The organism is Sorangium sp. So ce726, from assembly GCF_051521405.1.
GTDB lineage: Bacteria > Myxococcota_A > Polyangia > Polyangiales > Polyangiaceae > Sorangium.
This window is the reverse complement of sequence record NZ_CP150349.1, coordinates 7,950,303-7,974,982: the sequence shown is the minus strand read 5'-3', so window position 1 is coordinate 7,974,982 and position 24,680 is coordinate 7,950,303. Positions and strand designations below refer to the sequence as shown.

The following is a 24,680-nucleotide window of genomic DNA, read 5'->3' as shown; positions in this document are numbered from 1 at the left end:
CGCGCGGCGCGCGGCGTGCGGCGTGCGCCGTCGATGAGCGGGGCTCCTGGCGCGCGAGGTGGCGGCCTCGGGCCCCTTCTGTTAGAGCGTGCATCGCTTCAATGCCCCGGTATTCGATCACGACGTTCGGCTGCCAGATGAACGTGCACGACTCCGAGCGGATGCACGACGTGCTCCGCTGCGCCGGCTACACGGAGGCCGGCAGCGCCGACGAGGCGGACGTGCTCGTGCTCAACACGTGCAGCGTGCGGGAGAAGGCCGAGCAGAAGCTGCGGAGCGAGGTCGGTCGGCTCGCGCGCTGGAAGCGGGAGCGCGCGGACCGGGTGCTCGTCGTGGCGGGCTGCGTGGCGCAGCAGGAGGGGGAGCGCCTCCTCAAGCAGATGCGCGCGATCGACGTCGTGGTGGGGCCCGACAACATCCCCGAGCTGCCCGGCCTGCTCGGCGACCTCGCGATCGGCGGGCTGCCGATCGCGCGCACGGTGTTCGACCTCGACGCGCCCCGGTTCCTCGTCGCGTCGCCGCCGTCGCCCTCGTCCTCCTCCTCGCCGCGCGCCGCGCCGACGGCGTTCGTGACCGTCATGAAGGGCTGCGACGAGCGCTGCTCGTTCTGCATCGTCCCTCACACCCGCGGGCCGGAGCGGTACCGGCCGAGCGACGAGATCGTGGCCGAGATCGCGGCGCTCGTGGCCGCGGGGACGCGCGAGGTCACGCTGCTCGGCCAGACGGTGAACAGCTACCGCGACCCGCTCGGCGCGCTGCCGCGGGCCCCGGGCGCGAGCGCGGACGACCCGGACGAGAGCGAGTTCGCGGCGCTGCTCCGGCGCGTCGCGGCCGACGTCCCCGGCCTCGCGCGCCTGCGCTACACGAGCCCGCACCCGCGGCACCTCACGCCCTCGCTCGTCCTCGCCCACGCCGAGCTCCCGGTGCTGCCGCGCCACGTGCACATGCCGGTGCAGTCGGGCAGCGATCGGGTCCTCCGGCGGATGATCCGCCGCTACACGCGCGCCGAGTACGTCGCGAGGACGCGGGCGCTCGTGGAGGCGGTCCCGGGGCTGACGCTCTCGACCGACATCATCGTCGGCTTCCCGGGCGAGACGGAGGACGACTTCGCGGCGACGCTGTCGCTCGTGCGCGAGGTGGGGTTCAAGGGGCTGTTCGGCTTCAAGTACTCGCGCCGGCCGCACACGCCTGCGCTGAAGCTGCCGGACGACGTGCCCGAGGGCGTGAAGGGCGAGCGGCTCGCGCGCCTGTTCGAGGAGAGCGAGGCGCTGCTCGCCGCCCACCTGTCGGCCCTCGTGGGGACGACGCAGGAGGTGCTCGTCGAGGGGCGTGACAAGGAGCGGGGTCACGGCGGACCCGGCGGCGCGCTCTGGTCCGGCCGGACGGGGCGCCACGAGATCGCGCACATCGACGGCGCCGGGGAGCTCGATCTGCTCGGCGAGGTCGTCGAGGTCTCGATCGCGCGGGCGAACAAGCACTCGCTGCAGGCCGAGCTCACCGAGGCGGCGCGCGCCGCGGCCCGGCCGCGGCAGCGGGGCGGCCTGGAGGCGCGGCCCGCCCGGCGCTCGCTGCCGGTGGTCGCCGCCGAGGGCGGCTGAGGTGGCGCTCATCCTGGACCTCGGCGGGGTGTCCCCGCGGCTCGGGCGCGACGTGTTCCTCGCGCCGAACGCGACGGTGATCGGCGACGTCGAGCTCGGCGACGAGGCGAGCGTGTGGTTCGGCGCGGTGCTGCGCGGGGACATCGGCGCGATCCGCGTCGGCCCGCGGACCAACGTGCAGGATCTCGCGTGCCTGCACCTGACGGGCGGCGTCTCGCAGACGATCGTCGGCGCCGACGTGACCATCGGGCACAGCGCGATCCTGCACGGCTGCCTCGTCGGGGACGGGTGCCTGATCGGGATGGGCAGCATCGTGCTCGACAACGTCGAGATCGGCGAGTGCTCGGTGATCGCGGCGGGCGCGGTGGTGCCGCCGGGGCGTGTGATCCCGCCGCGGTCGATGGTGCGCGGCAACCCGGCCCGGGTGGTGGGCGAGGTGCGGCCGGACCAGGCCGAGCTCGGGAAGCTGGGCGCCGCGGGCTACGTGGAGAACGCGCGGCGCTTCCGGGCGGCGCTCGCCGGCGAGGCCGTCGAGCCGCCGGAGGTCGCGGCGCGCTTGGTGATGCGAGAGGTGAGGAAGCCATGAACATCACGGTGAACGGGGAAGCGCGCGACGTGCCGGCGGCGCTCACGGTGCGGAGGCTCGTCGAGCTGCTCGGGCTGACCGAGGGGCCGGTGGCGGTGGAGCGCAACGGCCAGGTGGTGCCGCGCGCCGAGCACACGGCCGCCGAGCTCGCCGAGGGGGACGTGGTCGAGATCGTCCATTTCGTCGGCGGCGGTTGAGGCTGTTCGGCTTGCGGCGCGGCTGCTGAAGCAGAGAAGAAACGCAAAGGCGCGAAGGCGCAAAGGCGCAAAAAGGCGCGAGAAAAGGGAAGAAAATCTCCCTGCATTTTTGCGACTTTGCGCCTTCGCGCCTTTGCGTTTTTTTCTTCTCTTTTCTCACGGCGCCCTTGGCGTCCTTGGCGTCCTTGGCGTCCTTGGCGCCATGGCGGTTTTTTCTCTTCTCGACGGTTTAGCGATCTTCCAGATCGTTCGCGATCCGGCTACCATGGCCAGCTGCCGTGGATACGAGGGCCCTCGTTCTGGTCTTGGCGCTCGGCGGGTCGGCCGGCGTGGGCGCCGCCATCGGGGTGCGCCATGCGCTGCCGGCCTCTCCGGTGGTCCGCGGCCTCTCGGTCGGCGAGCGCTTCCTGCCGGACGGCGCCGCGCCCGCGGCCTGGCTCACGGCGCGGCGTGACGCGCTTCGCGAGCGCATGGTCCGGCTGCGCCACGACGACGTGGAGCTCACCGCGACGCTCGGTGAGGCGGGCGTCGAGGTCGACGTCGACGAGACGCTCGCGGCGGCGCAGCGCGTCGGCCACGAGGGGCCCTGGGCGCGGCGGCTCCGCGAGGCCCGGGGGGCGCGGCGCGGCGAGATCGACGTGCCGCTCACCTGGGCCGTCGACGAGCAGCGGGCGCGGGCGTTCCTCGAGCGGCTCGCTCCGCAGATCTACCGGGCGCCGGTGGATGCGCGGCTCGACCTCGCGAACCGGCGCAAGATCCCGGAGCAGGCTGGCCGGGCGCTCGACGTCGACGCCTCGATCGCGGCGCTGCGGGCCGGGGAGCACGGCGACGAGGAGCTCATCGAGCTCGCCGTCCGGCAGATCTTGCCGCACGTCGTCGTCGCCGACCTGGTGAGCGTCGACGTCACCAGGGTCGTCGCGGCCTACGAGACGAAGTTCAAGCAGCACGGCAAGGAGGCGGGGCGCGCCCGCAACATCAGGAACGCGGCGTCCAAGATCGACGGCACCATCCTGGCTCCGGGCGATACCTTCTCGTTCAACGCCCATGTCGGCCCCCGGACGGCCAAGAACGGGTTCACGATCGCCCCGGAGATCCTGGGTGACGAGACTGTCCCCGGCTACGGCGGGGGGACGTGTCAGGTCTCGAGCACGCTCTACGCCGCGTCGCTCTTCGGCGCGCTCGACACGCCGGACCGCCAGAGCCACTCCCGCCCGAGCGCCTACATCCCCATGGGGCTCGACGCGATGGTGACCTACCCGGAGTCGGACCTGAAGATCAAGAACACGCTCCCGTTCCCGATCATGATCCACGCATATCTCCCCGAGCCGACGGTGCTCCGCGTCGAGATCCTGGGCGGAGACCCCGTGGCGGACGTCGAACACCACATCTCGGCCGAGCACACCGACGATTTCATCCGGCGCATCTACGTGAAGTCCGAGCTCGCCGAGGGCAAGGTGAAGCGCCACCAGAAGGGCTCGTGCGGATACGACGTGAGGTCCTTTGTCTCGGTCCGTTACAAGGACGGCAGGGCCTCGGAGCGCAGCTATTCGAGCGAGTACAGGCCCGCGCCAGAGGTCTTCTGGGTCGCGCCCGACTACGACCCGCAGGCGCTGCCGGCGCTCCCCGAGCACGCGAAGGCGGTGGAAGAGTTCCGCGAGGGCGAGTCCCCCGCCGAGGCCCCCGCTGCGACGGGGCAGGGCGGCGCCTACTCGATGTGAGCCCGGTCGAGGGCGCCGGACCCGTGGGCGAGCGCTGGCTCGGAGGCGCCCTCCCTGCTGGGTGCAGACGAGGCGGCAGGCCTCCTCGAACATCAAGCGTGGCCCCCGCGGGCGGAGGTTCGTGGCGTCGCCGTACCCGAGGGTGCAGATGAAGTTCGAGCGCCAGCTGCTGCCTTTGAAGAAGGCCTCGTCGAGGACCTGGTTGTCGAAGCCCGACACGGGGCACACGTCCAGGCCCAGGGCGCGCGCCGCGATGATCAGGTAAGCCCCTTGCATGGAGCTGTTCCGAAACGCCGTGTCGTAGCTCAGCCGCGCGTTCTGCGCGAACAGAGGCTTCGCGTTGTATGCCGGGAAGAGCCTGGGCATGATGGAGCAGGCCGTACGCGATGGGATTGCCGGAGACCTCCTGCTGGCCGACAGCGGCTACGGTGATCGCATGCGTTCCGCGACGCAGTGCGCCTGGTCGGCTTCGACTATGCCGTCGGGCTCCACGGGCCCACCCAGGTGTGGCTTCTGGACACGCAGGAACGCCGGCGCGGAGTCGCTATCGGCGTTCAGGAGCTCGGCGTGCAGCTCGGCCCGCGAGCGTTTCGACGCGTGACCTGGCGGGAGGGTACCGGCGGCAAGCTCTCCTCGCGTTTCTGCTTTCGACGCGTGAAAACAGCGCAGGACGATGGGCTGACGCCTGCGGCCAAGGAACCCGTAGGGCTCATGATGGAATGGCTCGACGGAGAATCGAAACCTACGAAGTTTATCCTGACGACGCTGCTGCGAAGAATGAGCAAGAAGCAAATCGTCCGCGTCGCCAAGGAGCGTTGGGGAACGGAACGTGTCTACGAAGAGCTCAAGGGGGAGCTGGGCCTCGACCACTTCGAAGGTTGCTCCTTGGTGGGTTGGCACCATCACGTCTCCGTTGTCCTCTGCTGCTACGCGTTCGTCGTCGCCGAACGTGTGCGGCATTTTCGCCCCCTCGCAAGGATGGCGAGCTGCAGCCCACGCGATCGACGTCGCGGCCTGAGCGGCACTTCGTCGATTCATTCAATACGGTCCGACTCGCTATAGCGCGCATTCTCGTTCGGTGGCTACCCCGCTGCCCTTGCTGTTATCGACCCCATCGAAACCGTCGTCACCGGAGCGGCGCAAGCTCTGGCGTCTCGGAGGGAAATCTGCGGCAGTAGTGCTAACCGGACGCCCTTGCCGCCACCGCTTTCTCGAGCGCGTAGGCCTGCGTGCCGCGTGTGTAGATCCGATCCTCGGGCAGCACGTCGGCCGGCACAAGGTCCGTCAGCTGGGCGACCTGTTCGTAGAGGGGCGCGAAGTCGGTCTCGAGTGTCTGGCGGAGCACATCCTCGAAGCTGTCGATCACGAAATAGCTCTGCTGGTAATCGTCGATTCGATAGCCGGTGCGCATCAGCCGCAGCAGATCGAAGCCGATCCGATTGGGCGAGGGATCGTCGAGCGCAAAGATCGATTCGCCGTGCGAGGAAACGATCCCTGCGCCATAGATGCGCAGGCCCTCTGCGCTCCGCACCAGCCCGAACTCGACGGTGTACCAGTAGAGCCGCGCCAGCCGCTGGATCGCGCCGAGCGCGTTCGCCCGCTGGCCGCCCTGGCCATAGGCCTGCATGTAATCGGCGAAGACGGGGTTCGCGAGCAGGGGGACATGGCCGAACACGTCGTGGAAGACGTCCGGCTCCTGCAGATAGTCGAGCTGCTCGGGCGTGCGGATGAAGTTGCCGGCGACGAAGCGGCGGTTCGCCAGATGTTCGAAGAACACATCGTCGGGAATCAGGCCCGGCACCGCCACCACCTGCCAGCCGGTCGCCTTCATCAGGCGATCGGAGAGCGCATCGAAGTTCGGGATTCCGCCGTCGCCTATACGCAACCCATCGAGCCCGGCCAGGAACTCGGGCGCGGCGCGGGCCGGGAGTAGCTTGGCCTGCCGATCGAACAGCCGGTCCCACATCGCGTGCTCGGCCGCGCTGTAATGCTCCCAACGCTGGGGAGTCGTCCAATCCGCTGCCGCGCCTTCGGGCGGGCAGCCGTCTGCATAGCTCATGGTGGGGGAGAGGGAAGTCCAAACGTTTCGGGGGAGAAGGAAATCCAAACGTTTCGGCAACGTCAAGCCCCAACTGCACGACCTGCCGCGGGTTGACAGAATCGTCTCTTTTGTGCGATCCGCCCATGCTCCGGGAAAAGGGACGCCATATCAACGACTTACCTACCCATCGAACGGGCCACCTCAACGCCACGGCCTGCGGGGTGTTGGGACGGGCACCAGGACAGAAACACCGTGTTCAACCCGAAGCCCATCACCACCAGCACTGCGAAGGTCAGGGACAGACGCAGCGGTCCGACCTGCGTCCACACGGCAAACAGTCCGGCCGACGCCGTCCTGCGTGGTCGCCGCGGGACCCGTGGCAGAAGCATGCCTGCCGCGGCCAGCACAGCGAACAGGACCATGTGCAGGAGGTAGCTGCCCCGCCAGTGCCCGGTGCCGGCAAAGCGTGCCGCCATCAGCAGACCCAGCGCGATACCCACCGGGGTGTATCTGGACCAGAAAGCCACCACGCCAAACAGGTAGATCCGCGCGATGGACGGCCAGCTGCCCGGCTTCATGGGCTGGGCGCGATACGTGCGCTCATGCGGCGGGCTTGCACCGCGCCAGCGCAGCGGGGGCCGTTTCCCGCAGGAGCTGCGCCAGAACGATGATTGCGAGGGTGATCCCGGTGAGTATCCAAAGCGTGGCTTCCAGTCCCTGCGCATCGGCCAGTCGTCCGGCAATTCCGGGCGCGAACACGCCGCCGACGATCTCGCTGATACCCATGGTCAGCGACATCGCCGTGGTGGTGCCGGCGGGTCCCGCGACTTCCGATGGAATGGTGGCCATGACCATGGGGAACACCCCGCTCAGCGAGGCTCCCAGCGCGATGCAGGCCATGGTGGCCGACCTCGACATGCCGGCCACGAACAACATTCCCAGCGGCATGCCCAGCCCGATCAGCGACGCGATGATGATGACCGGCTTGCGGCCGAAGTGGTCCGAGGAACCCGGCACCAGGAAGGCTACTGCCATGGACGCGATGCCGAATGAGGACATGATGACGCTCATCTGGTGCGGGCGGAAGCCGCGCACGTTCAGCAGGTAGAGCGGAGTGAAGGTGAAGAAGACCAGCAGGAACGCCACCAGCAGCGTCGAAATGAGTATGCACAGCACGATGTTCCGGTCGCGCAGCATGCGCCCGACAGCGCCGGGCTCGGGCCTGGCACGTACCGCCTCGATGGCCGGCTCGCGCACCAGCCATGCGATGAGCGCGGCAGTGATCACGCCGGGGATGGCCGACAGAAAGAATGCGTTGCGCCATCCGTAGCGCGTGCCCATCCAGACGATGACCAGGGGCCCGAGGAAATTGGCGAGCAGGTTGGTGCCGAGATTCTGCGCCAAGCCCTGGGCGAGGCCGCGGCGCTCGTGCGGCACGTCGGAGGCGATGAGGGTCTGGGTGATCGGTATGATGCCGCCCTCGGCCACGCCCATCAGCAGGCGCGCACCCAGCAGCGCCACGAAACCCGAGGCGAAACCGGAGAGCACGGAGGCGAGCGAAAATACCAGGGTGGTGATGACCAGCATCAGCTTGCGCCGGCCGAAGCGGTCCACCAGCATGCCCATGAGCACGCCTGCAATCGCCCAGGCGAAGGAGAGCGCGGCGGCGATGTCGCCGATCTGCGTGTTGGTCAGCCCCAGATCCTGCTGGATGAACGAGGCCAGGTAGCTCATGGCGTTCCGGTCGAAGAACACGACGCCGAAATTGGCGCTGAGCAGCGCGATCAGCAGCCACTGGTAGCGGGTCATCTTCGTCATGCCTTACCCCTGCGGATTGCTGTTGTGCGTCAGGAAGCCGGACGTCAGTGACGGATGGTGCACAATGCGCCGCCGTCCATTGCCCAGACGGCACCATCGGCGAAGCTGGCGGCGTCGGACAGCAGGAAGGCCACCACCTCGCTCACGTCGCGCGGCAGGCCTATACGCTTCTGCGGAGCCACCACCTTCACGTCGAGGCGACCCTTCTCGAGATCGAGTGTGCCAGTCGTCAAGGCGTCGTCCAGCTTCATGCCCCGGCAGAGGCGCTTGTCGCCGCGGACGCACGGACGCGACGGATGCGCGGGTCGTCCCCACGATCGCGAAATGAACGCATGGAATGGAAGCGGCCCGGCGCGCCGTCCGCCTCGATCGCGCGATCGAGCTGCTCGACGAGCGCCGGATGATCGGGCGAGGTCTTGCGCGAGGCGTCTAGTTCCGCCCGCTCGAAGTCCGGCCATGGATGGCCGAACTTCGGCGCCGCTTCGCGCGGGCGGCCCTGGCTTTGTTTCCTCGGGGCTCCGCCCCGAACCCCCGCGTCCGCTTCGCGACCGCGCTGAAGGGGCTTCGTTGCTCGCCCCTCAACGCCGCACGCGCGCCAGGCGAACCGCCTGCGCTGGCGGGGCGGCGGCGGAACACTGGTGCAGGTGCCGCGACAGCGTCGTCTCGTGGAAGCCGTGCTCTCTCGCGAAGGCACGACCGGTCTTGGCTCAGTGCCCCGCGGACGCGGGGCCGCCCCGCCCCTTCCCCAGCAGGAGCACCAGGGGGAGCGTGGCGATGACGAGCACCGCCGTGACCCAGAACGTGTCGTTGAACGACATGACGGCGGCCTGCAGGTTCACGATCCCGTCGAGGACGTGGAGCGCCTTGTCGCGCGCGTCCGCCAGATCGAACCCCTTCGCGGCGAAGCCCGCAGTGTACGCGGCGACGCGCTCCAGGGTCTTCGGGTCGCTCGCCCCCATGTCGCTCACCAGGACCGCCCGGTGAAACGCTTGCCGGTCGGCGAGCACGGTGGTGAGCAAGGCGACCCCGACGCTGCCCCCGAGCTGCCGCGTCAGGCTGTAGAGGCCGGTCGCGGCGGCGATGTCCTTCTTGGGGAGCGGCCCCAGCGTGGCCATGCTCAGCGGCAGGAACATCAGCGTCGTGCCGAACGACCGGATGATCAGCGGCCAGAACAGGTCGCCCGAGCCCGTCATCGGGGTGAGCGTCTGGAGCTGGAAGAGCGCGGCGAGCAGGATGAGCCCCCCGACCACGAGGAGGACGCGCGGGTCGAACCGGTTCAGGAGCCGCGCCACGAGCGGCATCGAGAAGGCGGAGGCCAGCGCGCCGGGGAGCAGGAGCAGGCCGGTCTGCTGCGACGTGTAGCCAAGGATCGACTGGGCGAAGATGGGCACCGCGAAGAGCGCGCCGTAGAGGCCCATGCCGATGACCGCGGACAGGAGGCTCCCCGCCCAGAGCGAGCGGTACCGGAGCACGCGCAGGTCGACGATCGGGCTCTTCGACGAGAGCTCGCGGTGGATGAACAGGGCGAGGCTCACGACCGCCACCGCGGAGAACACGAGGATGAACGGCGAGTCGAACCACCCTTCGGAGTGCCCCTCCTCGAGCACCGTCTGAAGCGAGCCGACGCCGGCCGCGAGCAGGGCGATCGCGAGCCAGTCGACGCCGCCGCGCTCCCGCTCGCCCGCGGCGTCCGGCGGCAGGAAGGCCAGGCACATGAGCACGGCCGCGATGCCGAGCGGGACGTTGATGAAGAAGATCCAGCGCCAGTCGATGTTCGTGACGATGTAGCCGCCGAGCGTCGGCCCGATCGTGGGGCCGGCGATGACGATGGCGGAGAAGAAGCCCTGCGCCATCGCCTGCTCGTGCTTCGGGAACGTCTCGAACAGGATCGACTGCGCCTTCGCGAGCAGGCCGCCGCCGCCGAGCCCCTGGAGCACGCGGGCGACGATGAGCATCGGGAGGCTGTGAGCGACGCCGCAGAGCACCGACGCCGCGGTGAAGGCGATGAGCGAGAAGACGAAATAACGCTTCTTGCCGAAGCGGTGCCCGAGCCACGCGGTGAGCGGCAGGATGATGACGTTCGCGATGGCGTAGCTGGAGACGACCCAGCTCACCTGGGTGAGCGTGGCGCCGAGCGAGTTCTGCATCTCCGTGAGCGCCACGTTGACGATGCTCGTATCGACGATCTCGAGGAGCGCGCCGAGGGCCACCGCCACGGCCACGAGCCACCTGTTCGCGTTGGCGGGCGCGTCGGCGTACGCCGGCGGGGCCGCGATAGCCACCTCTGCCATGGCTCCCTCCTCATCCTATTGGCTCGTGTCGACCGCCAGCTCGACGCTCATCCCCGGGCGCAGCACGACGTCGGGCGGCGCGTCGTGGACGTGGATCCGCACCGGCACCCGCTGGACGACCTTCGTGAAGTTGCCGGTCGCGTTGTCCGGCGGCAGCAGGCTGAAGCGCGCGCCCGTGGCGGCGGAGAAGCTCTCGACCTCGCCGTGCACGGTCACGCCAGGGTAGGCGTCGATCGACACACGCGCGGGCTGCCCGACGTGCATGTGCGCGAGCTGCGTCTCCTTGAAGTTGCCGGTCACCCAGACCTGCCGCGCCGGGACCAGCACGCCCACGGCCTGGCCCGCCGAGACCATCTGCCCGACCGAGAGGGTCTTCTTCGACACGGCGCCGTCCTGGGGCGCGACGATGCGCGTGTACGAGAGCTCGAGCGCGGCCAGGTCCCGCGCGGCCTGCGCGGTCTCCACCTGGGCGTGGGCCACGCGAGCGCGGGCGCGCGCTTGCGCGATGAACGCGTCGACGTTGCTGGCTTGCTGGACCTTCGCGTTCGCCTCCTCGACCCGGCTCCACGCCTGCGTGGTCGTCGCCCGGAGCGCCGCGAGGCGCGCCTTCGCCTGCTCGAGCGACGCGCGGGCGACGTCGACGGACGCCTGCAGCTGGTCGAGCTGGGCCTGCGCGAGCGCCCCGGTCTCCACGAGCTTCCTCGCGCGGTCCCGCTCGAGCGTCGCCTGCTCCAGGGTCGCCGTCGTCGAGGCGACCTGCGCCTCGCCCTCGGCGATCTGCTGCTTCGACGCGCTCGCGCTGCTCGCCGCGCCGTGCAGCGAGGCCTCGGCCACCGACTTGTTGCTGCGTGCGTTGGTCTCGGCGATGCGCTCGTCGGCGTCGGCCGCGTCGGCGCTCGCCCTGGCCGCCGAGAGGCTCGCCTCCGCCTGCACGAGCCGCGCGCGCGCAGGCTCGGCGTCGAGCTCGGCGAGCACGTCGCCCGCCTTCACCGCCTGGTTCTCCGAGAAGAGGACCTTCACCACCACGCCGGCCGCGCGCGCGGGGACCGACACCACCTCCGCGTCGATCTGCGCGTCGTCCGTCGCCTCGACCCCGCGGTGGGTGACGTACCAGCCCGCGCCCGCCGCGACCGCGAGCGCGGCGACCGCCGCCGTGATGCCGGCCGCCTTGCTCGGCTTCCCCGCCTTGACCGCCCCGGAGATCGCCTCCGGGGCCGCCCCCGGTTCTCGAGGGAGAGCGCTCGTCGTCGTGGACATGGTCGCCGCCAGCTCCTCGTCGCCCCCGACAGCGGCGATCGATCGCCGCGTCTCTAAGGCAACCTATTGTTGCGATAGTGGTACCACGGGGGCTACCAAAGGCAACCGATTGTTGCCATAGTTCCGTCGAAGCCTCCGCCACCCACCTGCGTGGTCGTGGTTCAATGGAGCGCCCTCCCGATGCGGAGCGTGATGCCGGTCACCCCGAGAGAACCGTCGCCGGCCGAGCCGGTCCCTGAACTGGAGCGCCGTCGCACCGGCGCGCGTGGCGCGCGGCGCGGCGGCCGGAGCGAGCGCGTCGTGCGCGCCGTGATGCACGCGGCCGCCGCGGAGATCGCGCGCGCGGGCTACGCGGCGCTCCGGGTGGAGGACGTGGCCGCGCGGGCGGGCGTGAACAAGACGACGATCTACCGCCGCTGGCCGACCAAGGCCGAGCTCGTCAAGGCGACGCTGCGCTCGCTCCTCGACGATGGCGGCGCGCCGCCGGACACCGGGGCGGTGCGGCTCGACCTGCTCGAGCTCGTGCGTCGCTTCGTCGCCTCCGCGTCCACGCCGGAGGGGCAGGGCATCTACCGCATGCTCCTCGCCGAGCTGCACGTGCCCGAGGTCGGCGCGTTCGCTCGCGCGCTCCGCGACGAGCGCCTCGCCCCGTGGCGGGAGGTGCTCGAGCGCGGCGTCGCGCGCGGCGAGCTGCCGCCGGGCTCCGACCTCGACCTCCTGGTGGAGATGATCCGCGGCGTCGTGACGAACCGCCTGTTCCGCCTGCGCGGGCCCGTCGACGACGGGGTCCTGGAGGCTGTCGTCGACATCGTGGTGCTCGGCGCGAAGGGCGGCGGCGCTCTCCGTCGCGCCGCCAGCTCGCCGGCCGCGCCGCAGGCGACCGCGCGGCCGCGCCGTCCGGCCCCGCGTTGACCGGGGCGCGCCCGCGCGCGCGCCGAGGCGCCAGGCGTGCCGGCCTGTCGCGACTCACCCTCTTGGCGCGCCCGTGTCGCCGATGATCCCGTGTCCTTGGTGACCCGATGGATCAACTCTCTCCCTCATCAACAGAAGAGAAGGGGATGAGCGCTAGAAAATTGTACTGCCTCTGTCGGCTTCGCTCCGGGGCGCCGCTCGCATCGGCCTGAAGGGGTGTTCGGCGTCACGACGGGGATGTCCTGCCGAATGGAGAATGCCGGCGCGACGGCAAGGACATTGGCTGTCCGCGCGCCCCTGGCGTCGCTTGACCAGGAATCGTCCTCAGGGGAAACTCTGTGTCCATGACGGCGGGCGGCGCCCCTCTGTGCGCGGCCGAGGCGCCGAGGATCGCCTGCTGCCAGGGATGACGACGGGCGTTGTCTTGGCTTAGCTTAACTTCGCTGCTCGCGACGACAGACTCATGATGACCGTCATCTTCTTCTGGCTCGCTCAACGTGGCCGGCGCGCGAGCTCGGCCATGAGGCCGAAGAGCTCGATCGGGCCCGGCAGGGCGAGCTGCCCGCCGCTGAACTCGCGGTAGAGCGTGTGCACGTTGACGACGATGCGCTCGGCATCGCCCCAGCTCGCGTAGTCGTTGAGCGCGATGTCGCGGGCGGCGTCCACCGGGGGCATGCCGGCGTCGTAGCGGCGCCGGGCCTCGTCGCGGATGTACACGAGGTAGTCGCGGACCGCGCGCACGCCCGCGCGATCCGTGATGGATCCGTGTCCCGGTACGATGACGTCGGCGTCGGCCGCGAGGAGGATGTCGCAGGCCTTGAGCCAGTTGCCGACGGGCCCAGCCCACATGATCGGCGTCACGTCGATGAAGAGGACGTCTCCCGTGTAGATCACCCGGTCCGCCGGTATGTGCACGAGCAGATCGCCCTTCGTGTGCGAGGGGCCCACCTCGATGAGGCGGACCTCCTTGCCCCCCACCGCGACGGTCAGCTCCCCGTCGAACACCCGGGTCGGCGGCGTGGGGGCGATCCCGTCGAAGTCGAAGGCGCCGAAGCAATGCACGAGGTACTCGCCCAGCGCGCCGGCGGCGCCGCTGCGCGCCTGTCGCATCAGCATGGCCAGCATCGGCGCGGGGACCTCGTCCATCTCGGCGGCGCCGGCGCGCGTGGCGATGATGGTCGCGCCCTCGACGAGCGCATTGCCGTAGCAATGGTCGCCGTTCGCGTGGGTGTTCACGACGGTGCCTATCCGCGCCGCGGCGGGGGTCGCCGCGCGCATGGCGTCGAGCATCTCGCGCGTGCGCTTCAGGTCGAAGAGCGTGTCGACGAGCAGGGCCTCGCCGTCCGAGGTGACGAGCCCCGCGTTGCTGAGCCCCCAGGTGCCGGCCGGCTGGAGATAGGCAAAGCAGCCATTGCCGATGTCCTCCAGCCCTCGTTCATACCGCCATCGGCCCATGTCCACTCCCTTGTTCCCGGGCGCTGCCGGGGGTGTGGGGGAATTCCCCCACCTTACCAGAGTGATGGAACCGCCAAGGCACCATAAGACGCCAAGATTTTTTTGTGTTTTTCTTGGCGTCTTATGGCGCCTTGGCGGTTCAAAAGACCCCACCTTCTCGCAGGGCGCGTCTCCGAGCCTCGAAGGCTAGGCCATCCGCTGGCCGCCATGGAATCGAAATCAACCCCCGCACGCCGCCGCAAGCGAGGGGCCCGGGGGATCTGTCAGGAGGTGGGCGCAGTCACCACGCGTAGGCCTCCGGCGCCTCGCCGCCGGGGCCGGGGAACATCGCGTCGAGCCGCCCGAGGTGCTCCGGCGTCAGCGTGATCTCGAGGGCGCGCAGGCTCCCGTCGAGCTGCTCGGCGGTGCGCGGGCCGAGGATGGGCGACGTCACGACGGGGTTCCGGAGCAGCCAGGCCACGGCCACGTCGGCGGGCCGCTCTCCGATCTCGGCGCAGAACGCTTCGTACGCCTCCAGCTTGGCGCGGTTCTTCTCGATGCGCGCCTGCGCGTCGGCGGAGGAGCGCCGGCCCTCGCGCGCCTTCTGGAGGGCGCCGCCGAGCAGCCCGCCTGCGAGCGGACTCCAGGGCAGGACGCCGAGGCCGAGCGCGCGGCACGCGGGGAGGACCTCCAGCTCGACGGTGCGCGCATTGAGGTTGTACAGGCTCTGCTCCGAGACGAGGCCGAGGAAGCGCCGCTGCGCGGCGAGGCCGTTCGCCTGCGCGATCTGCCATCCAGCGAAGTTGCTGCTGCCGACATAGAGGACCTTCCCCTCGCGGACGAGCTGCTCCATCGCCTGCCAGATCTCGTCCCAGGGCGTCTCGCGGTCGATGTGGTGCATCTGGTAGAGGTCGATATGGTCTGTCTGCAGGCGGCGCAGGCTCGCCTCGCAGGCGCGCCGGATGTGATAGGCCGAGAGCCTCCTGTCGTTCGGCCCTTCGCCCATGAGGCCGTAGACCTTCGTGGCGAGCACGATGCGGTCCCGGCGCCCATCGCCCTGGGCGAGCCAGCGCCCGACGATCTGCTCGGTGATCCCCTCACCGCGCTTCCGCCCGTAGACGTTGGCTGTGTCGAAGAAGTTGATCCCGTGTCCGAGCGCTCGGTCCATGATGGCGAAGCTGTCGGGCTCGCTGGTCTCCGGGCCGAAGTTCATCGTGCCGAGGCACAGGGGGCTGACCTTCAGGCCGGTGCGTCCGAGATTGCGGTAGTTCATGGCGCCGGGGAGGGTAGCAACGCGCTCCGCGGGCCGTCCACGCCCCAGGGCTGAACGCGTCGTAGGGTTTCGCCGGAGTCGCGCCGTCATGAGCCGGCCCGGCGGGCGGCGGCGCGCGGCGCGTGGCGCGCGACAGGCACCGCGCGCCGCACCGGGGGCCTTGTCGCGGTGTGGCGGCGGCGCGGATCCAGCGCGGAGGGCCGCTTCCTTGATGCGCAACGGTGCTTCACTTATGCTCGCTCGCCGGGGCGAGGAGACGACCATGTGGCAGCAAGAAGACACGGAGATCGCGCACGCCGAGAGCGTCCACGACGAGGCGCGAGGCATGCGCGGCGTCCGATTCGTCATCGATATCGGGGACATCGACCCGCTCGACGCTGCCGCCGTGTGGTGGGATCAGCAGGGCTGCGCGCGGGAGCTCTTCCCCGGGACCGCGTGCGAGATGCAGTCAGGATCGTACCGCGAGCCGCGCTTCGTCGTCCGGATGAGCGTGCCTCTCCCGGGCGTCGGGCATTTCACGCAGACGTTGCGCTTCTCTGCAGAGCGCGTCTCACCCGAGGTCTTCATCCTCGTCGTCGATGCGTTCGAGGAGAACGTGCTGTGGACGCGGGGGCTCGGGACTTACCGTTTCTCGCCGGGCTCGGGCGGCACGACGCTGATCGAGGTGACGAGCCTGTATGCGCCCAAGGTGCCGATAACAGTCCTGAATCAGGCGTCGCTGGCGGCGGCCCGCGCGCACCAGCGGCGCTACCTCTCGGGCCGGCGCCCGACGGACGAGGAGAGAGAGCAGTTCCTGTCGGCGATCGGCGCTGGCCCGCAGGCCGACGCCTGAAGCGCGCCGCTCATCTCGGCAGCGGCCCCGCCGTGCCCGCCGCGGGGGGGCTCCTCAGGCGCGTTGCTTGCCACGAGGCGATGGCGGCTCCGCGCGCGGCGCCGACGCGGCCAGCACCGCGGCCTCGTGCGCGGCGAAGCGCTGCTGGAGGAAGTCGACGAACAGCCGCGCCCTTGCGGGCAGGAAGCGCCGGCTGGGGTAGATGACGTTCACGGCCGAGCCCGGCGCGGGCAGGTCGGTGAGCAGCGGGACGAGGCGCCCGGCGTCGAGGTCGGCGGCGACGTCCCAGATCGACTTGAAGGCGAGGCCATGGCCGGCCACGGCCCAGTCGCGCACCAGGTCGCCGCTGTCGGCCACGAGCCGTCCGGAGGGCCGGACGGTGTGGAGCCCCTGCTCGGTGCGGAAGGTCCACGAGAGGGCGCGCATGCCCGGGCGCTGCAGCACGATGCACTCGTGGTCGGCCAGGTCTGCGATCGTGCGCGGCCGCCCGCGCCGCGAGAGGTAGGCCGGCGCGCCGCAGACCACGCGGCGGCTCCGGGCCAGCCGGCGCGAGACGAGGCGGGAGTCGGCCAGCGCGCCGATGCGCACGGCCACGTCGACGCCGGCCTCGAACAGGTCCACCACGCGGTCCGAGAGGCTGACGCGCACGCTGAGCCGCGGGTGCGCCGCCGCGAAGTCGGCCGCGGCCGGCCCCACCCACTGGCGGCCGAGATCCACCGGCGCCGACACGTGCAGGACGCCGCGCGCCTCGGCCTTTCCGGCGGTCACCGCGAGCTCCGCCTCGCTCACGTCGGCGAGGATGGCCATGCAGCGCTCGTGGTACGTCGCGCCCTCGCTGGTGAGCGTGAGCCGCCGCGAGCTGCGCTGCAGGAGGCGCACGCCGAGCGCCGCCTCCAGCCGTGTCATGCGCTTGCTCGCCACCGCCGGCGAGAACCCGAGCTCGCGCCCCGCCGCCGACAGGCTGCCGCTCGCGACGGCGCACACGAACAGCTGCATGTCCTCGAGCTCGACCATCGCGCGCGCCCTCGGCGAAGCCCGGAAGGGTAGGCGCGCCGGCGAGCATCTTCAACTTTTTCGAAAAGCTGGTTCCGTCAATGCCGTCATTCTCCTTCGTGGAGGAAAGGATCAAGGTGTCCCTGTCGCCGCGCCAGGGCGGGCCCCGGGCCCGCCGCGCTCGGCGCTGCGCCCCGCCGTGCCGGCGGCGCCTCCGGTCGGCTCGTGCGCGCTGACCGGCTGCCCGAGATCGCCGTTCGAAGGAGACACATCATGAGAAAGCCCTTGTTGATCAGCGCCCTCTCCCTCTCGCTCTTCGCCGCCGCGAGCGCCTGCTACGTGCAGGGCGCCGGCGCGGAGGACCTGCCTGCGCCGCGGTCGACGGTCGTCGACGCGAGCCTGCCCAGGGCGCAGGCCGACGCGGAGATCCTCGCGGCGCGCCGCTTTTACGCGTTCTGGAGCACCGGCGACACGCGCTACCTCGACGCGGCGATCGCGCCGACGTTCACCGACCGCACCTTGCCCAAGGGGCGCCCGCAGGGCCCCGAGGGCCCGGCGTTCGCGTCGAAGAGCTTCCGCGCCGCGGTGCCGGACCTGAGCTGCGAGGTGGAGCAGCTGATCGTCGCCGGCGATCGCGTGGTCGCGCACCTGCGCTTTCGAGGCCACTTCACCGGCGCCTTCGGCGACAGGAAGGGCGCCGGGCAGGCCGTGGACTTCATCGCCACAGACATCCTGCGCGTGCAGGACGGTCGCATCACCGACAACTGGCACATCGAGGACAACCTGACGCTGTTCCAGCAGCTCGGCGTCGTGGCGCAGTGACCGCTGAGGGGGGAGCGGGTCTCAGCGATCGAGGGGCTTCCTCGCGCTGATGAGCGAGTATCCGGCGTACGACGGCGTGACCGATACGTCGTCGAATCCGCACCCGCGGAGGAGCTCGTCGAGCTCGCCGGCCGTGAACTGCTTGCCGGGGGTCAGAGCCACCATGTTCATGGAGCTCAACGCCGCCGTGAGCGGGCCGTCCTGCGCGTCCGAGAGCAAGAGCTCGAAGACGAGGACGCGGCCGCCCGGCGGCAGCGCCTCGAAGCTGTGCCGGATCAGCTGCTGCCGGCGCGCGCTGTCCCAGTCATGGAGGACGTTGGCGAAGAAGATCACGTCGTGACCCGGAGGCCACATGTCGCGGAACATGTCGAGCTCCAGCACGTCGACGCGATGCTCGAGGCTGTGCTCCGCGACGTACTGCCTCGTCGCCTTGCACACGGGCGGCAGCTCGGCGACCGTGAACCGCACCTCCGGGTTGCGCCGCGCCAGGGCGATGCTGAAGCAGCCGGAGCCGCCGGCGACGTCGAGCAGGCGGCGGGCGCCCGTGAGGTCCGCCCTCTGCGCGAGCCCGACCGCGGTCGCGAAGGAGTGGCTGTGCATCGCGCGGGTGAAGGCGAACGCCTGCTCCTCCGGCAGGTCCGCCTGCGCCCACTCGTCCGTGATGACCTTGCCCTGGTCCCACGCGAACGCCCCGTCCCGCCGCAGGATCTCCAGCAAGGCGCCGTGCGAGAGCGGGGCGTGGCCGAGCAGCCGCACCATGTGACCCCAGTAGAACGGCTTCGTCGGGAGCAAGAAGTTGCGGGACACCTCGGTGAGATGGAAGGTGCCCCGAGACTGCACAAGGAGCCCCATCCCGGCCAGGGAGGCCAGGAGGGCCTCGGTCGCGCGGAGGCTGAGAGACAGCTTTCCGGCAAGCGCCGCGATGCTCGCGGGCTCTCGTTCGAGGAGCGGAAACACACCGAGCTCGTCGGCGACGCTGATGATGGGCAGCTGATAGGCGGATAGACAGAGCTGCCGCATCAGCGAGTCGTCACAGGTGGGTTTCTCGAGATCCATGGGCATCGATGGTTCCTCCTCTCTGTTCGAAAAGGGATGCGCACGCCGGCGCGGCCTGCGATCGAGCTCCCATCCATAGCCGAGCTCGGTCGCTCCTGCCCAGGTGTCGCGTCTCTCTGAACCCTGGATCCGCCCTTTCTCGCCGGTCAAGACGAGCGCACGCCCTCCGGGGGTCACCGGGCCGAGCTGCTCTGCGGCTGCTCGGCGGCTCGCCACCCCATGGCCTCGTTCGGCACGGTGGGCGCCACGGCGTGCAGCGGAGCGCCCTCGGGCTCGCCGCGCGCCTCCGCCAGCGGCGGCGGTGGCCGCCAGGATACCTTGGCGAGCGCCACGAACGCCCGGGCCAGCTCGTCGGCCGTCTGAAATCTCAGCGCGGGATCCACCTTCAGCGCGTAGTCGAAGAAGCCATCCAGGTCGGCGGGCAGGTGCGGCGCGATCTCGGCGATGCGGGGCGCTTTGCCGTCGAAGAGCACCATCAGGTGCTCTCCCACGGTCTTCCCCTGGAACGGGAGCCGCCCCGTGAGCGCGCGGTAGATCACGAGGCCGAGCGACCAGAGATCGGTGCGGTGATCCAGCGGCTTGCCGTCGAGCTGCTCCGGGCTCATGTACCAGAGCGTGCCGAGGATCTTGCCGGACGTGGAGATCGCCCCCGGCCCGAGCTCCTTCACGATGCCGAGATCCAGGAGCTTGATCCTCTCCTCCTCGTCCCGGGAGGAGATGAAGATGTTCGCCGGCTTGATGTCCCGGTGCACGAGCCTGATCGCGTGCGCCTTCCGCAGCGCACAGGCGATCTGGGGCAGGAACGCGGCCACCTCCTGAACGGACAGCGTGCCGCGCCGCTCGAGCCGCGCTTCGAGATCTTCCCCGTTCAGGAGCTCCATCACGATGTACGGCGTCGCGGCGTCGACGCCGAAATCCAGGATCCGCACGACATAGTCCGTCTCCGTGCCGAGCCGAACCGCCGCCCTCGCCTCGCGCGCGAAGCGCTCGCGCGCGCCTGCGTCCGAGGCATAGGTATCCAGCATCAACTTCAGGGCTACCGGGCGCTCCAGGGCGAGATCCTGAGCTTGCCAGATGGTCCCCATGCCGCCTGCCGAGATCCGTCGCTCCATCCTGTAGCGGCCGGCGACGAGTCCTGGAATCACGCTGTTACGGGTCATGGTGCCTCTCTCTCGCTCTGGCGAACAACTCGAGCCAGATGCATGTGAACCAAAGCCACGGGCGCCTGCGCGCGGCAGGCGCAAGGAAAGCAAAGCAGCGCCATCGAAGGGGTGTGCGTTCTGTTCTCGGACGTGATGGCATGGATGCGCCTCAGCGCGCTCCACGCCGCTCGAGGGGGCGAGTTCGCCGCCTCTGTCGTGGAGAGCGCGCTGGGCCGGGGAGGATCGGCGGGGGATGGAGAGCTGGTGATTCCGTCGCGCCGACCGATGCGAGAGATTCGGAGCGAGCCGAATCGGTGGTCGCCGTCGATATCAGCAAGGAACAGCAAGGAGTGTGCCCCGGCGCGCGCGTGGCGGCCGAGGGCATGGTTCTACCTACGTGGGATCCTTAGGCCGTTGAGGAGCTTCGCATGTGGCGCGTCGGCGTGAGGATGGTGTGCGGCGCGGCTACGAGGTATTTCGTCACATCGTGGCAAAACCATCGTGGCAACTTCGCCGGGAGCGCGATCGGGGCGCGGCTCACTTGGCCAGCTTGATCACCGACGCTGGCCACTCGTCGGTGGCCCAGGTCGTCCAGTAGAGGGCGCCGCAGTCCTGGGCGAGATCTCGAATGTCCGCGCTGTCGGCGAGCGGCTCTGGGGCGCCGCCCGAGGTGCGCACCCGCTGGAGCTGCCCCTCGCGGCTGTACCAATAGACAAAGGTGGAGTCTGCCAGCAGGCGCGTGGGGAAGTCCGTCGCCACGAGCGCCCCTGCGTCGGTACCGTCCTTGTTCACGGCGTAGATGGCGTAGCCGCTGATCCAGAAGATCCGCTCGCCGACCGCGATGTCTCCGGGGAGATCGCCGTCGTGGATGGGGATCGACGCGACGATCTCGTTCTGGCCGGGCTCTCCGAGCGCCATCCGCCGAACGGTGGTGTGCGTCCCGCCGGGCTCCAGCTCGGTCCAGTAGAGATGGGTGGCGTCGAGCGCGAGGCCTCCGACGTACGTGTCCCGGTCGAAGACGGAGAGGCCTGTCTGAGCGGTCGCGTCGTCCCGCGCCGCCCAGATGCGCTTCGGTACATCGCGCGCGTCGGGATCTTGCTCCGGATCCTCGATCATTCCGGTGATCCAGTAGACCCAGCCGCCGCCGGCCACGGGCCGCCGGTAGCCCGCCGCTCCCTGGGCGCTGGCGACCGTCGAGACGGTGACGTTCCCCGTGAGCGGCATCCGGTACACGTCCGGCTCGGTCTCGTCGGTGATGAGCAGCGAGCTCTCCGAGCGCGCGAGCAAGGTCGCGAGCGAGTCGAGCACCACCAGCGGCTCGGTCGAGCCGGAAGCCGCCTTCTCGGTCGCGAAGATCGTGTTCCCGTAGCCGCTCGCCCAGAGCACGCGCCCATCGTCCCCGTCCCCGTCCACCACGAGGCCGATCGCTTCGTGCTCCTCGTCGTTGGCCGTGGTGAGGACGACCGGCAGACACCTGCCCTCCTCGCAGGCGCCGCCGAGGCAGCTCCTGCCGGGCACACAGCAGTTCTCCGGATCGGAGAGGTAATCGTGGGCGCCGTCGGCGGCCTGGCACGCGCCCGGCGCGCGCCCTGTGAACGGCTCGATCGGGCACTCCGCGGAGGGCCAGCCGCCTGCGCCACCCCCGCCCCCGCCGGCCCCTGAGCCTGCGCTTGCGGTGGCCCCTGCGCCCCCTGAGCTCCCCGAGCTCCCTGCGCCGCTTGCCGCGGGATCCCCGCTGGCTTCTCCGTCGGGGATCCCCCAGATCGCGTTGCAGCCAGGCGCCGTGCTCAGGGCGGCGCACACCGCCAGGCCGGTCCAATAGGTTTGTCGCATCGCGGTACTCTAGCGCCGCGTGCTTCCGGTGGAGAAGCCGGACGCGCGCGCGCTGTCGGTTTCTGATCGACACGCGTCGACTCCCATCGGCTGGCAGACGCTCAAGGCGCCAGCCCCGCTGCCACGGTTGGAATTTCGCGACCACCTCGTCCACCATCACGCGATTGCGTCGCGTGCGTTCACATGCTTTCTAGTCTCCTCGTGAATCGCTCGCGCGGCGAACGCCGCGTGACCAACACCATCATGAAGAGGTACCTTGCTTCATCACAACAATTCACTTCGATTGGTTCTTTGCCTGGCTCTCGGGCTCTCGGCGGTGGCTTGCTCCGATGACGATTCCACGGGCACTGGCGGCGGCGCCGCCTCCAGCACGAACAGCAGCGGCAGCGGCTCCAGCCCGGCCAGCAGCGGCAGCGGCTCCAACCAGGGTGGCGGCGGCGCTGGCGAGGGCGGCGGCGGTGCGCCGGCCGGCACCGGGGGCGAGGGCGGCGGCGGCGCGCCGGCCGGCACCGGGGGCGAGGGCGGCGGCGGTGCGCCGGCTGGCACCGGGGGCGAGGGCGGCGGCGGTACGCCGGCTGGCACCGGAGGCGAGGGCGGCGGCGGTGCGGCGGCCGGGACGGGGGGCGAGGGCGGCAGCGCGCCTCCGAGCGATCCCGCCTGCGGCGCGGCCACGGCGACGTTCGCCGATGTGGAGCCCATCCTGACGAGGAGCTGCGCAAACCAGTACTGCCATGGCAGCGCCGGCGCGCCGTCCGGCGGGCTCGACCTCCGCGCGAGCGCGGCCGCGGGCAAGCTCGTGAATCAGGACAGCGCGTCCTGCTCCCGCGAGCAGGCGCTCGTCGTGCCGTTCAAGCCGAGCAGCAGCTATCTCATGAACAAGCTGAAGGACGTCAGCCTGTGCGACCCTGACGAGAGCAGGATGCCGCCGGGGGCGCCGCTGCCCGAGGCCGATATCAAGAAGATCAACGACTGGATCTGCGCGGGCGCTCCCTCCCGCTGATCTCTGCCTCGTTCAGCGCACGTTGGTCCAGCCCTCCCGGCAATCGTCCGGGAGGGCTCAGCAGCTACAGCCGCAGTCCAGGAGCCTCGCAGCAGCGAAGCCCGATCTCGCGGAACCGGAGATCGAGCTCGCTGCCACGGAGCGCCCTCGTCAAGATCGTTGATGCGACCGCGCCTGCCGAGCCGCGCCGATCACTGGCAGACCGGGAACTGCGATGAGGTGAATTGCTCGGCGGTGGTGGTATTGATCGAGGTCTCGATCGTCTTGCCGAGGACGTCGGTCACACGGACACGCCAGGGCCCTTGCCCCATGTTGCCGCTGCCGACGCGCCAGTAGTTGTACGGCTGCCGCGTGGCCTCCGTCCAGCGCCCGCCGACGTACACCTCGAGCTTGCGCACCGGGGTGCGATGGCCTTGCACGCGGAACTCGTTCCACCAGGCGTTGCCCGGCTCCTTCAACACGATGGATACGTTCTCCTCAACGGGACACGGGACGTATTTCCACGAGATCTTGCCCTTGACTCCGCCGTTGCCGGTCCCCAGATACCCCTCGTCGAGCGAGCCGATCTGCGCAAAGGCGTCCTTGCTCAGATCGATGTGCCCGGCCTTGCATTTGGGGTTGCTCGCCGTCGGGCATTGATCGACGACCGTCGCCACGACCTTGCGCCCATCGTCGCGGCTCACCTCGACGCAGGCGCCGCACGCGGCCGCGGTGTTGTAGTCCGCGGTGTTCAGGGCGGCGAAATACCGCCCTCCGCCGGTCGCGACGTGGCCGATCTTGTCCGGATTGCGCTGCTGGATGGGCAAGCTGCAGTTCACCTGCGCGCTGCCCTGGTCGAGGGAGTACCAGGTCGTCGAGCCGTTGCCGCTCGTGTAGCTCGGCAGCGGCATCGAGCAGGTAGCGCTGCTTCCGCCGGCGCCCGTGGATCCTCCGCTGCCGCCGGTTCCACCGGCCCCGGTGCCACCACTGCCGCCGCTTCCACCTGCACCGCCAGCGCCGCCGGCGCTGCCGGTGCTGCTTGAGCTGCTCGAAGTGCTCGAAGTGCTCGAAGTGCTCGAAGTGCTCGATCCCCCTCCTGTCTTGGTCACCGACACCAGCGTCGGCCGGTAGTTGCCTCCGGTCCCGTTCGCGCAGAACCCGAAGCTGACAGAGCCTCCCACCGGGATCGAGGGGCTGCCGGAGCGCGGGCTCACCGTCAGGGTCGAGCCGCTCTGGCTCGACGTCGCGTTCCACAAACTGCTCACGGCGGACTGATTGAGATTGATCACGACGGTCCACGACGTCACCGGGGCGGTCCCATCGTTCGCGACGATCACGTTGGCGCAGTAGCCGCTCCCCCAGTCCGACGACATCGCCAGCGCTGCAGGCGTGAGCCCGTCGGTCGTCACCACAGCCCCGTACAGCGCGTCGGCCTCCTCCTCCTCCTCGCCCCCTGTCGCGACGGTGCACGCGGCGGCGACCAGACCGAAGAAAGATAGCGCAACAGCGGAACGATAAGCTCCCAATCGCATCCTGACTCTCCAAGTCATCGGGGCGCCGAGAGGGCGCACCTGACGATGTAATAGACACGGATTGGCCATCTGGCTATCGCCTGATGGTCAATCAGATCGTTTTGACAGACAATAACTCTGAAATGTTCGTCTGCGACCGGAGAGCACCCGCAGATCTGTCGAACATTTCACCTCAAGCACAACTGCCTGCGCTGGCGCCAATTGTCTACATCAGGCGCCATGTACTCCCACGATGCCACCAGTGCGACAAGTGTGCATGCATCGAAGGGGCCGCGTTCGCTCCACAGCAAACGGGGCTTCGCCCGGCGTGACCTCCATCCGGTCTCCTCCGCTCTGCGCAATTCGGCGACCGATCTCTCGCCGATC

Annotated in this window: 22 protein-coding genes; 9 read left to right on the top strand and 13 right to left on the bottom strand. The window is 70.0% G+C overall.

From position 1 onward, the window contains the following. The first annotated feature begins 101 nt into the window (after positions 1 to 101). From miaB to WME79_RS29545, 5 genes are all read left to right on the top strand, one after another. The gene (gene miaB / locus WME79_RS29565) at positions 102 to 1,598 is read left to right on the top strand and encodes a tRNA (N6-isopentenyl adenosine(37)-C2)-methylthiotransferase MiaB (protein WP_437521629.1); all 1,497 of its coding nucleotides are present in this window, start codon (positions 102 to 104) and stop codon (positions 1,596 to 1,598) included. 1 nt (position 1,599) lies between these two features. Continuing rightward, complete coding sequence (locus WME79_RS29560; protein WP_437521626.1) at positions 1,600 to 2,184, top strand: gamma carbonic anhydrase family protein; 585 nt, start codon at positions 1,600 to 1,602, stop codon at positions 2,182 to 2,184. Next, entirely contained in the window at positions 2,181 to 2,381 is a 201-nt protein-coding gene (gene thiS, locus WME79_RS29555) for a sulfur carrier protein ThiS (protein ID WP_437521623.1), read from the top strand. The genes WME79_RS29560 and thiS overlap by 4 nt, the downstream gene beginning before the upstream one ends. A gap of 278 nt (positions 2,382 to 2,659) precedes the next feature. Next, complete coding sequence (locus WME79_RS29550) at positions 2,660 to 4,099, top strand: VanW family protein (protein ID WP_437521620.1); 1,440 nt, start codon at positions 2,660 to 2,662, stop codon at positions 4,097 to 4,099. Positions 4,100 to 4,552: 453 nt separating this feature from the next. Continuing rightward, positions 4,553 to 5,161 carry a transposase gene (locus WME79_RS29545; RefSeq protein WP_437521618.1) on the top strand — a complete coding sequence of 203 codons (609 nt, stop codon included), beginning with the start codon at positions 4,553 to 4,555 and terminating at the stop codon, positions 5,159 to 5,161. Positions 5,162 to 5,279: 118 nt separating this feature from the next. On the opposite strand, the gene phhA is transcribed toward WME79_RS29545, so the two are convergent. The 6 genes from phhA to WME79_RS29515 all read right to left on the bottom strand — a co-directional run bounded on the left by phhA (position 5,280) and on the right by WME79_RS29515 (position 11,506). After that, entirely contained in the window at positions 5,280 to 6,158 is an 879-nt protein-coding gene (gene phhA, locus WME79_RS29540) for a phenylalanine 4-monooxygenase (RefSeq protein ID WP_437521615.1), read from the bottom strand. 158 nt (positions 6,159 to 6,316) lie between these two features. Then, a complete protein-coding gene (locus WME79_RS29535) occupies positions 6,317 to 6,718 on the bottom strand; it encodes a hypothetical protein (RefSeq protein ID WP_437521612.1) in 402 nt (133 codons plus the stop codon). Positions 6,719 to 6,740: 22 nt separating this feature from the next. Beyond that, complete coding sequence (locus WME79_RS29530; protein ID WP_437521609.1) at positions 6,741 to 7,958, bottom strand: MFS transporter; 1,218 nt, start codon at positions 7,956 to 7,958, stop codon at positions 6,741 to 6,743. 44 nt (positions 7,959 to 8,002) lie between these two features. Next, positions 8,003 to 8,209 carry an SDR family oxidoreductase gene (locus WME79_RS29525; protein ID WP_437521607.1) on the bottom strand — a complete coding sequence of 69 codons (207 nt, stop codon included), beginning with the start codon at positions 8,207 to 8,209 and terminating at the stop codon, positions 8,003 to 8,005. Between the two features lie 456 nt (positions 8,210 to 8,665). Next, a complete protein-coding gene (locus WME79_RS29520) occupies positions 8,666 to 10,249 on the bottom strand; it encodes a DHA2 family efflux MFS transporter permease subunit (protein WP_437521604.1) in 1,584 nt (527 codons plus the stop codon). A 15-nt stretch (positions 10,250 to 10,264) separates the two neighbouring features. After that, complete coding sequence (locus tag WME79_RS29515) at positions 10,265 to 11,506, bottom strand: HlyD family secretion protein (protein WP_437521601.1); 1,242 nt, start codon at positions 11,504 to 11,506, stop codon at positions 10,265 to 10,267. 180 nt (positions 11,507 to 11,686) lie between these two features. On the opposite strand from WME79_RS29515, the gene WME79_RS29510 reads away from it, so the two are divergent. Beyond that, positions 11,687 to 12,418, top strand: coding sequence for a TetR/AcrR family transcriptional regulator (locus WME79_RS29510; RefSeq protein ID WP_437521598.1), 732 nt, complete (start codon positions 11,687 to 11,689; stop codon positions 12,416 to 12,418). A 492-nt stretch (positions 12,419 to 12,910) separates the two neighbouring features. Here WME79_RS29510 and WME79_RS29505 read toward each other — a convergent pair whose 3' ends face one another. Together WME79_RS29505 and WME79_RS29500 are read right to left on the bottom strand one after the other, a co-directional pair. Further along, entirely contained in the window at positions 12,911 to 13,873 is a 963-nt protein-coding gene (locus tag WME79_RS29505; RefSeq protein ID WP_437521595.1) for an MBL fold metallo-hydrolase, read from the bottom strand. 280 nt (positions 13,874 to 14,153) lie between these two features. Continuing rightward, positions 14,154 to 15,125, bottom strand: coding sequence for an aldo/keto reductase (locus tag WME79_RS29500; RefSeq protein WP_437521592.1), 972 nt, complete (start codon positions 15,123 to 15,125; stop codon positions 14,154 to 14,156). 262 nt (positions 15,126 to 15,387) lie between these two features. On the opposite strand from WME79_RS29500, the gene WME79_RS29495 reads away from it, so the two are divergent. Next, on the top strand, positions 15,388 to 15,957 hold the full coding sequence (locus tag WME79_RS29495) for a hypothetical protein (protein ID WP_437521589.1): 570 nt from the start codon (positions 15,388 to 15,390) through the stop codon (positions 15,955 to 15,957). 54 nt (positions 15,958 to 16,011) lie between these two features. Here WME79_RS29495 and WME79_RS29490 read toward each other — a convergent pair whose 3' ends face one another. Then, positions 16,012 to 16,971 (bottom strand): LysR family transcriptional regulator, encoded by a 960-nt coding sequence (locus WME79_RS29490; RefSeq protein WP_437521586.1) that lies wholly within the window; start codon positions 16,969 to 16,971, stop codon positions 16,012 to 16,014. A gap of 252 nt (positions 16,972 to 17,223) precedes the next feature. On the opposite strand from WME79_RS29490, the gene WME79_RS29485 reads away from it, so the two are divergent. Further along, positions 17,224 to 17,772, top strand: a complete 549-nt coding sequence (locus tag WME79_RS29485) for an ester cyclase (RefSeq protein ID WP_437521584.1) — start codon at positions 17,224 to 17,226, stop codon at positions 17,770 to 17,772. 21 nt (positions 17,773 to 17,793) lie between these two features. On the opposite strand, the gene WME79_RS29480 is transcribed toward WME79_RS29485, so the two are convergent. From WME79_RS29480 to WME79_RS29470, 3 genes are all read right to left on the bottom strand, one after another. After that, positions 17,794 to 18,828 (bottom strand): methyltransferase, encoded by a 1,035-nt coding sequence (locus WME79_RS29480; RefSeq protein WP_437521581.1) that lies wholly within the window; start codon positions 18,826 to 18,828, stop codon positions 17,794 to 17,796. A 173-nt stretch (positions 18,829 to 19,001) separates the two neighbouring features. Then, entirely contained in the window at positions 19,002 to 19,988 is a 987-nt protein-coding gene (locus tag WME79_RS29475) for a serine/threonine-protein kinase (protein WP_437521579.1), read from the bottom strand. A 519-nt stretch (positions 19,989 to 20,507) separates the two neighbouring features. Then, positions 20,508 to 21,803 carry a hypothetical protein gene (locus WME79_RS29470; RefSeq protein WP_437521577.1) on the bottom strand — a complete coding sequence of 432 codons (1,296 nt, stop codon included), beginning with the start codon at positions 21,801 to 21,803 and terminating at the stop codon, positions 20,508 to 20,510. A gap of 316 nt (positions 21,804 to 22,119) precedes the next feature. On the opposite strand from WME79_RS29470, the gene WME79_RS29465 reads away from it, so the two are divergent. Then, positions 22,120 to 22,803 carry a hypothetical protein gene (locus WME79_RS29465; RefSeq protein ID WP_437521574.1) on the top strand — a complete coding sequence of 228 codons (684 nt, stop codon included), beginning with the start codon at positions 22,120 to 22,122 and terminating at the stop codon, positions 22,801 to 22,803. Between the two features lie 191 nt (positions 22,804 to 22,994). Here the strand turns inward: WME79_RS29465 and WME79_RS29460 are convergent, their stop codons facing one another. Next, positions 22,995 to 24,314: an expansin EXLX1 family cellulose-binding protein gene (locus WME79_RS29460; protein ID WP_437521571.1), complete on the bottom strand. Its 1,320-nt coding sequence runs from the start codon at positions 24,312 to 24,314 to the stop codon at positions 22,995 to 22,997. Positions 24,315 to 24,680: the final 366 nt, after the last annotated feature.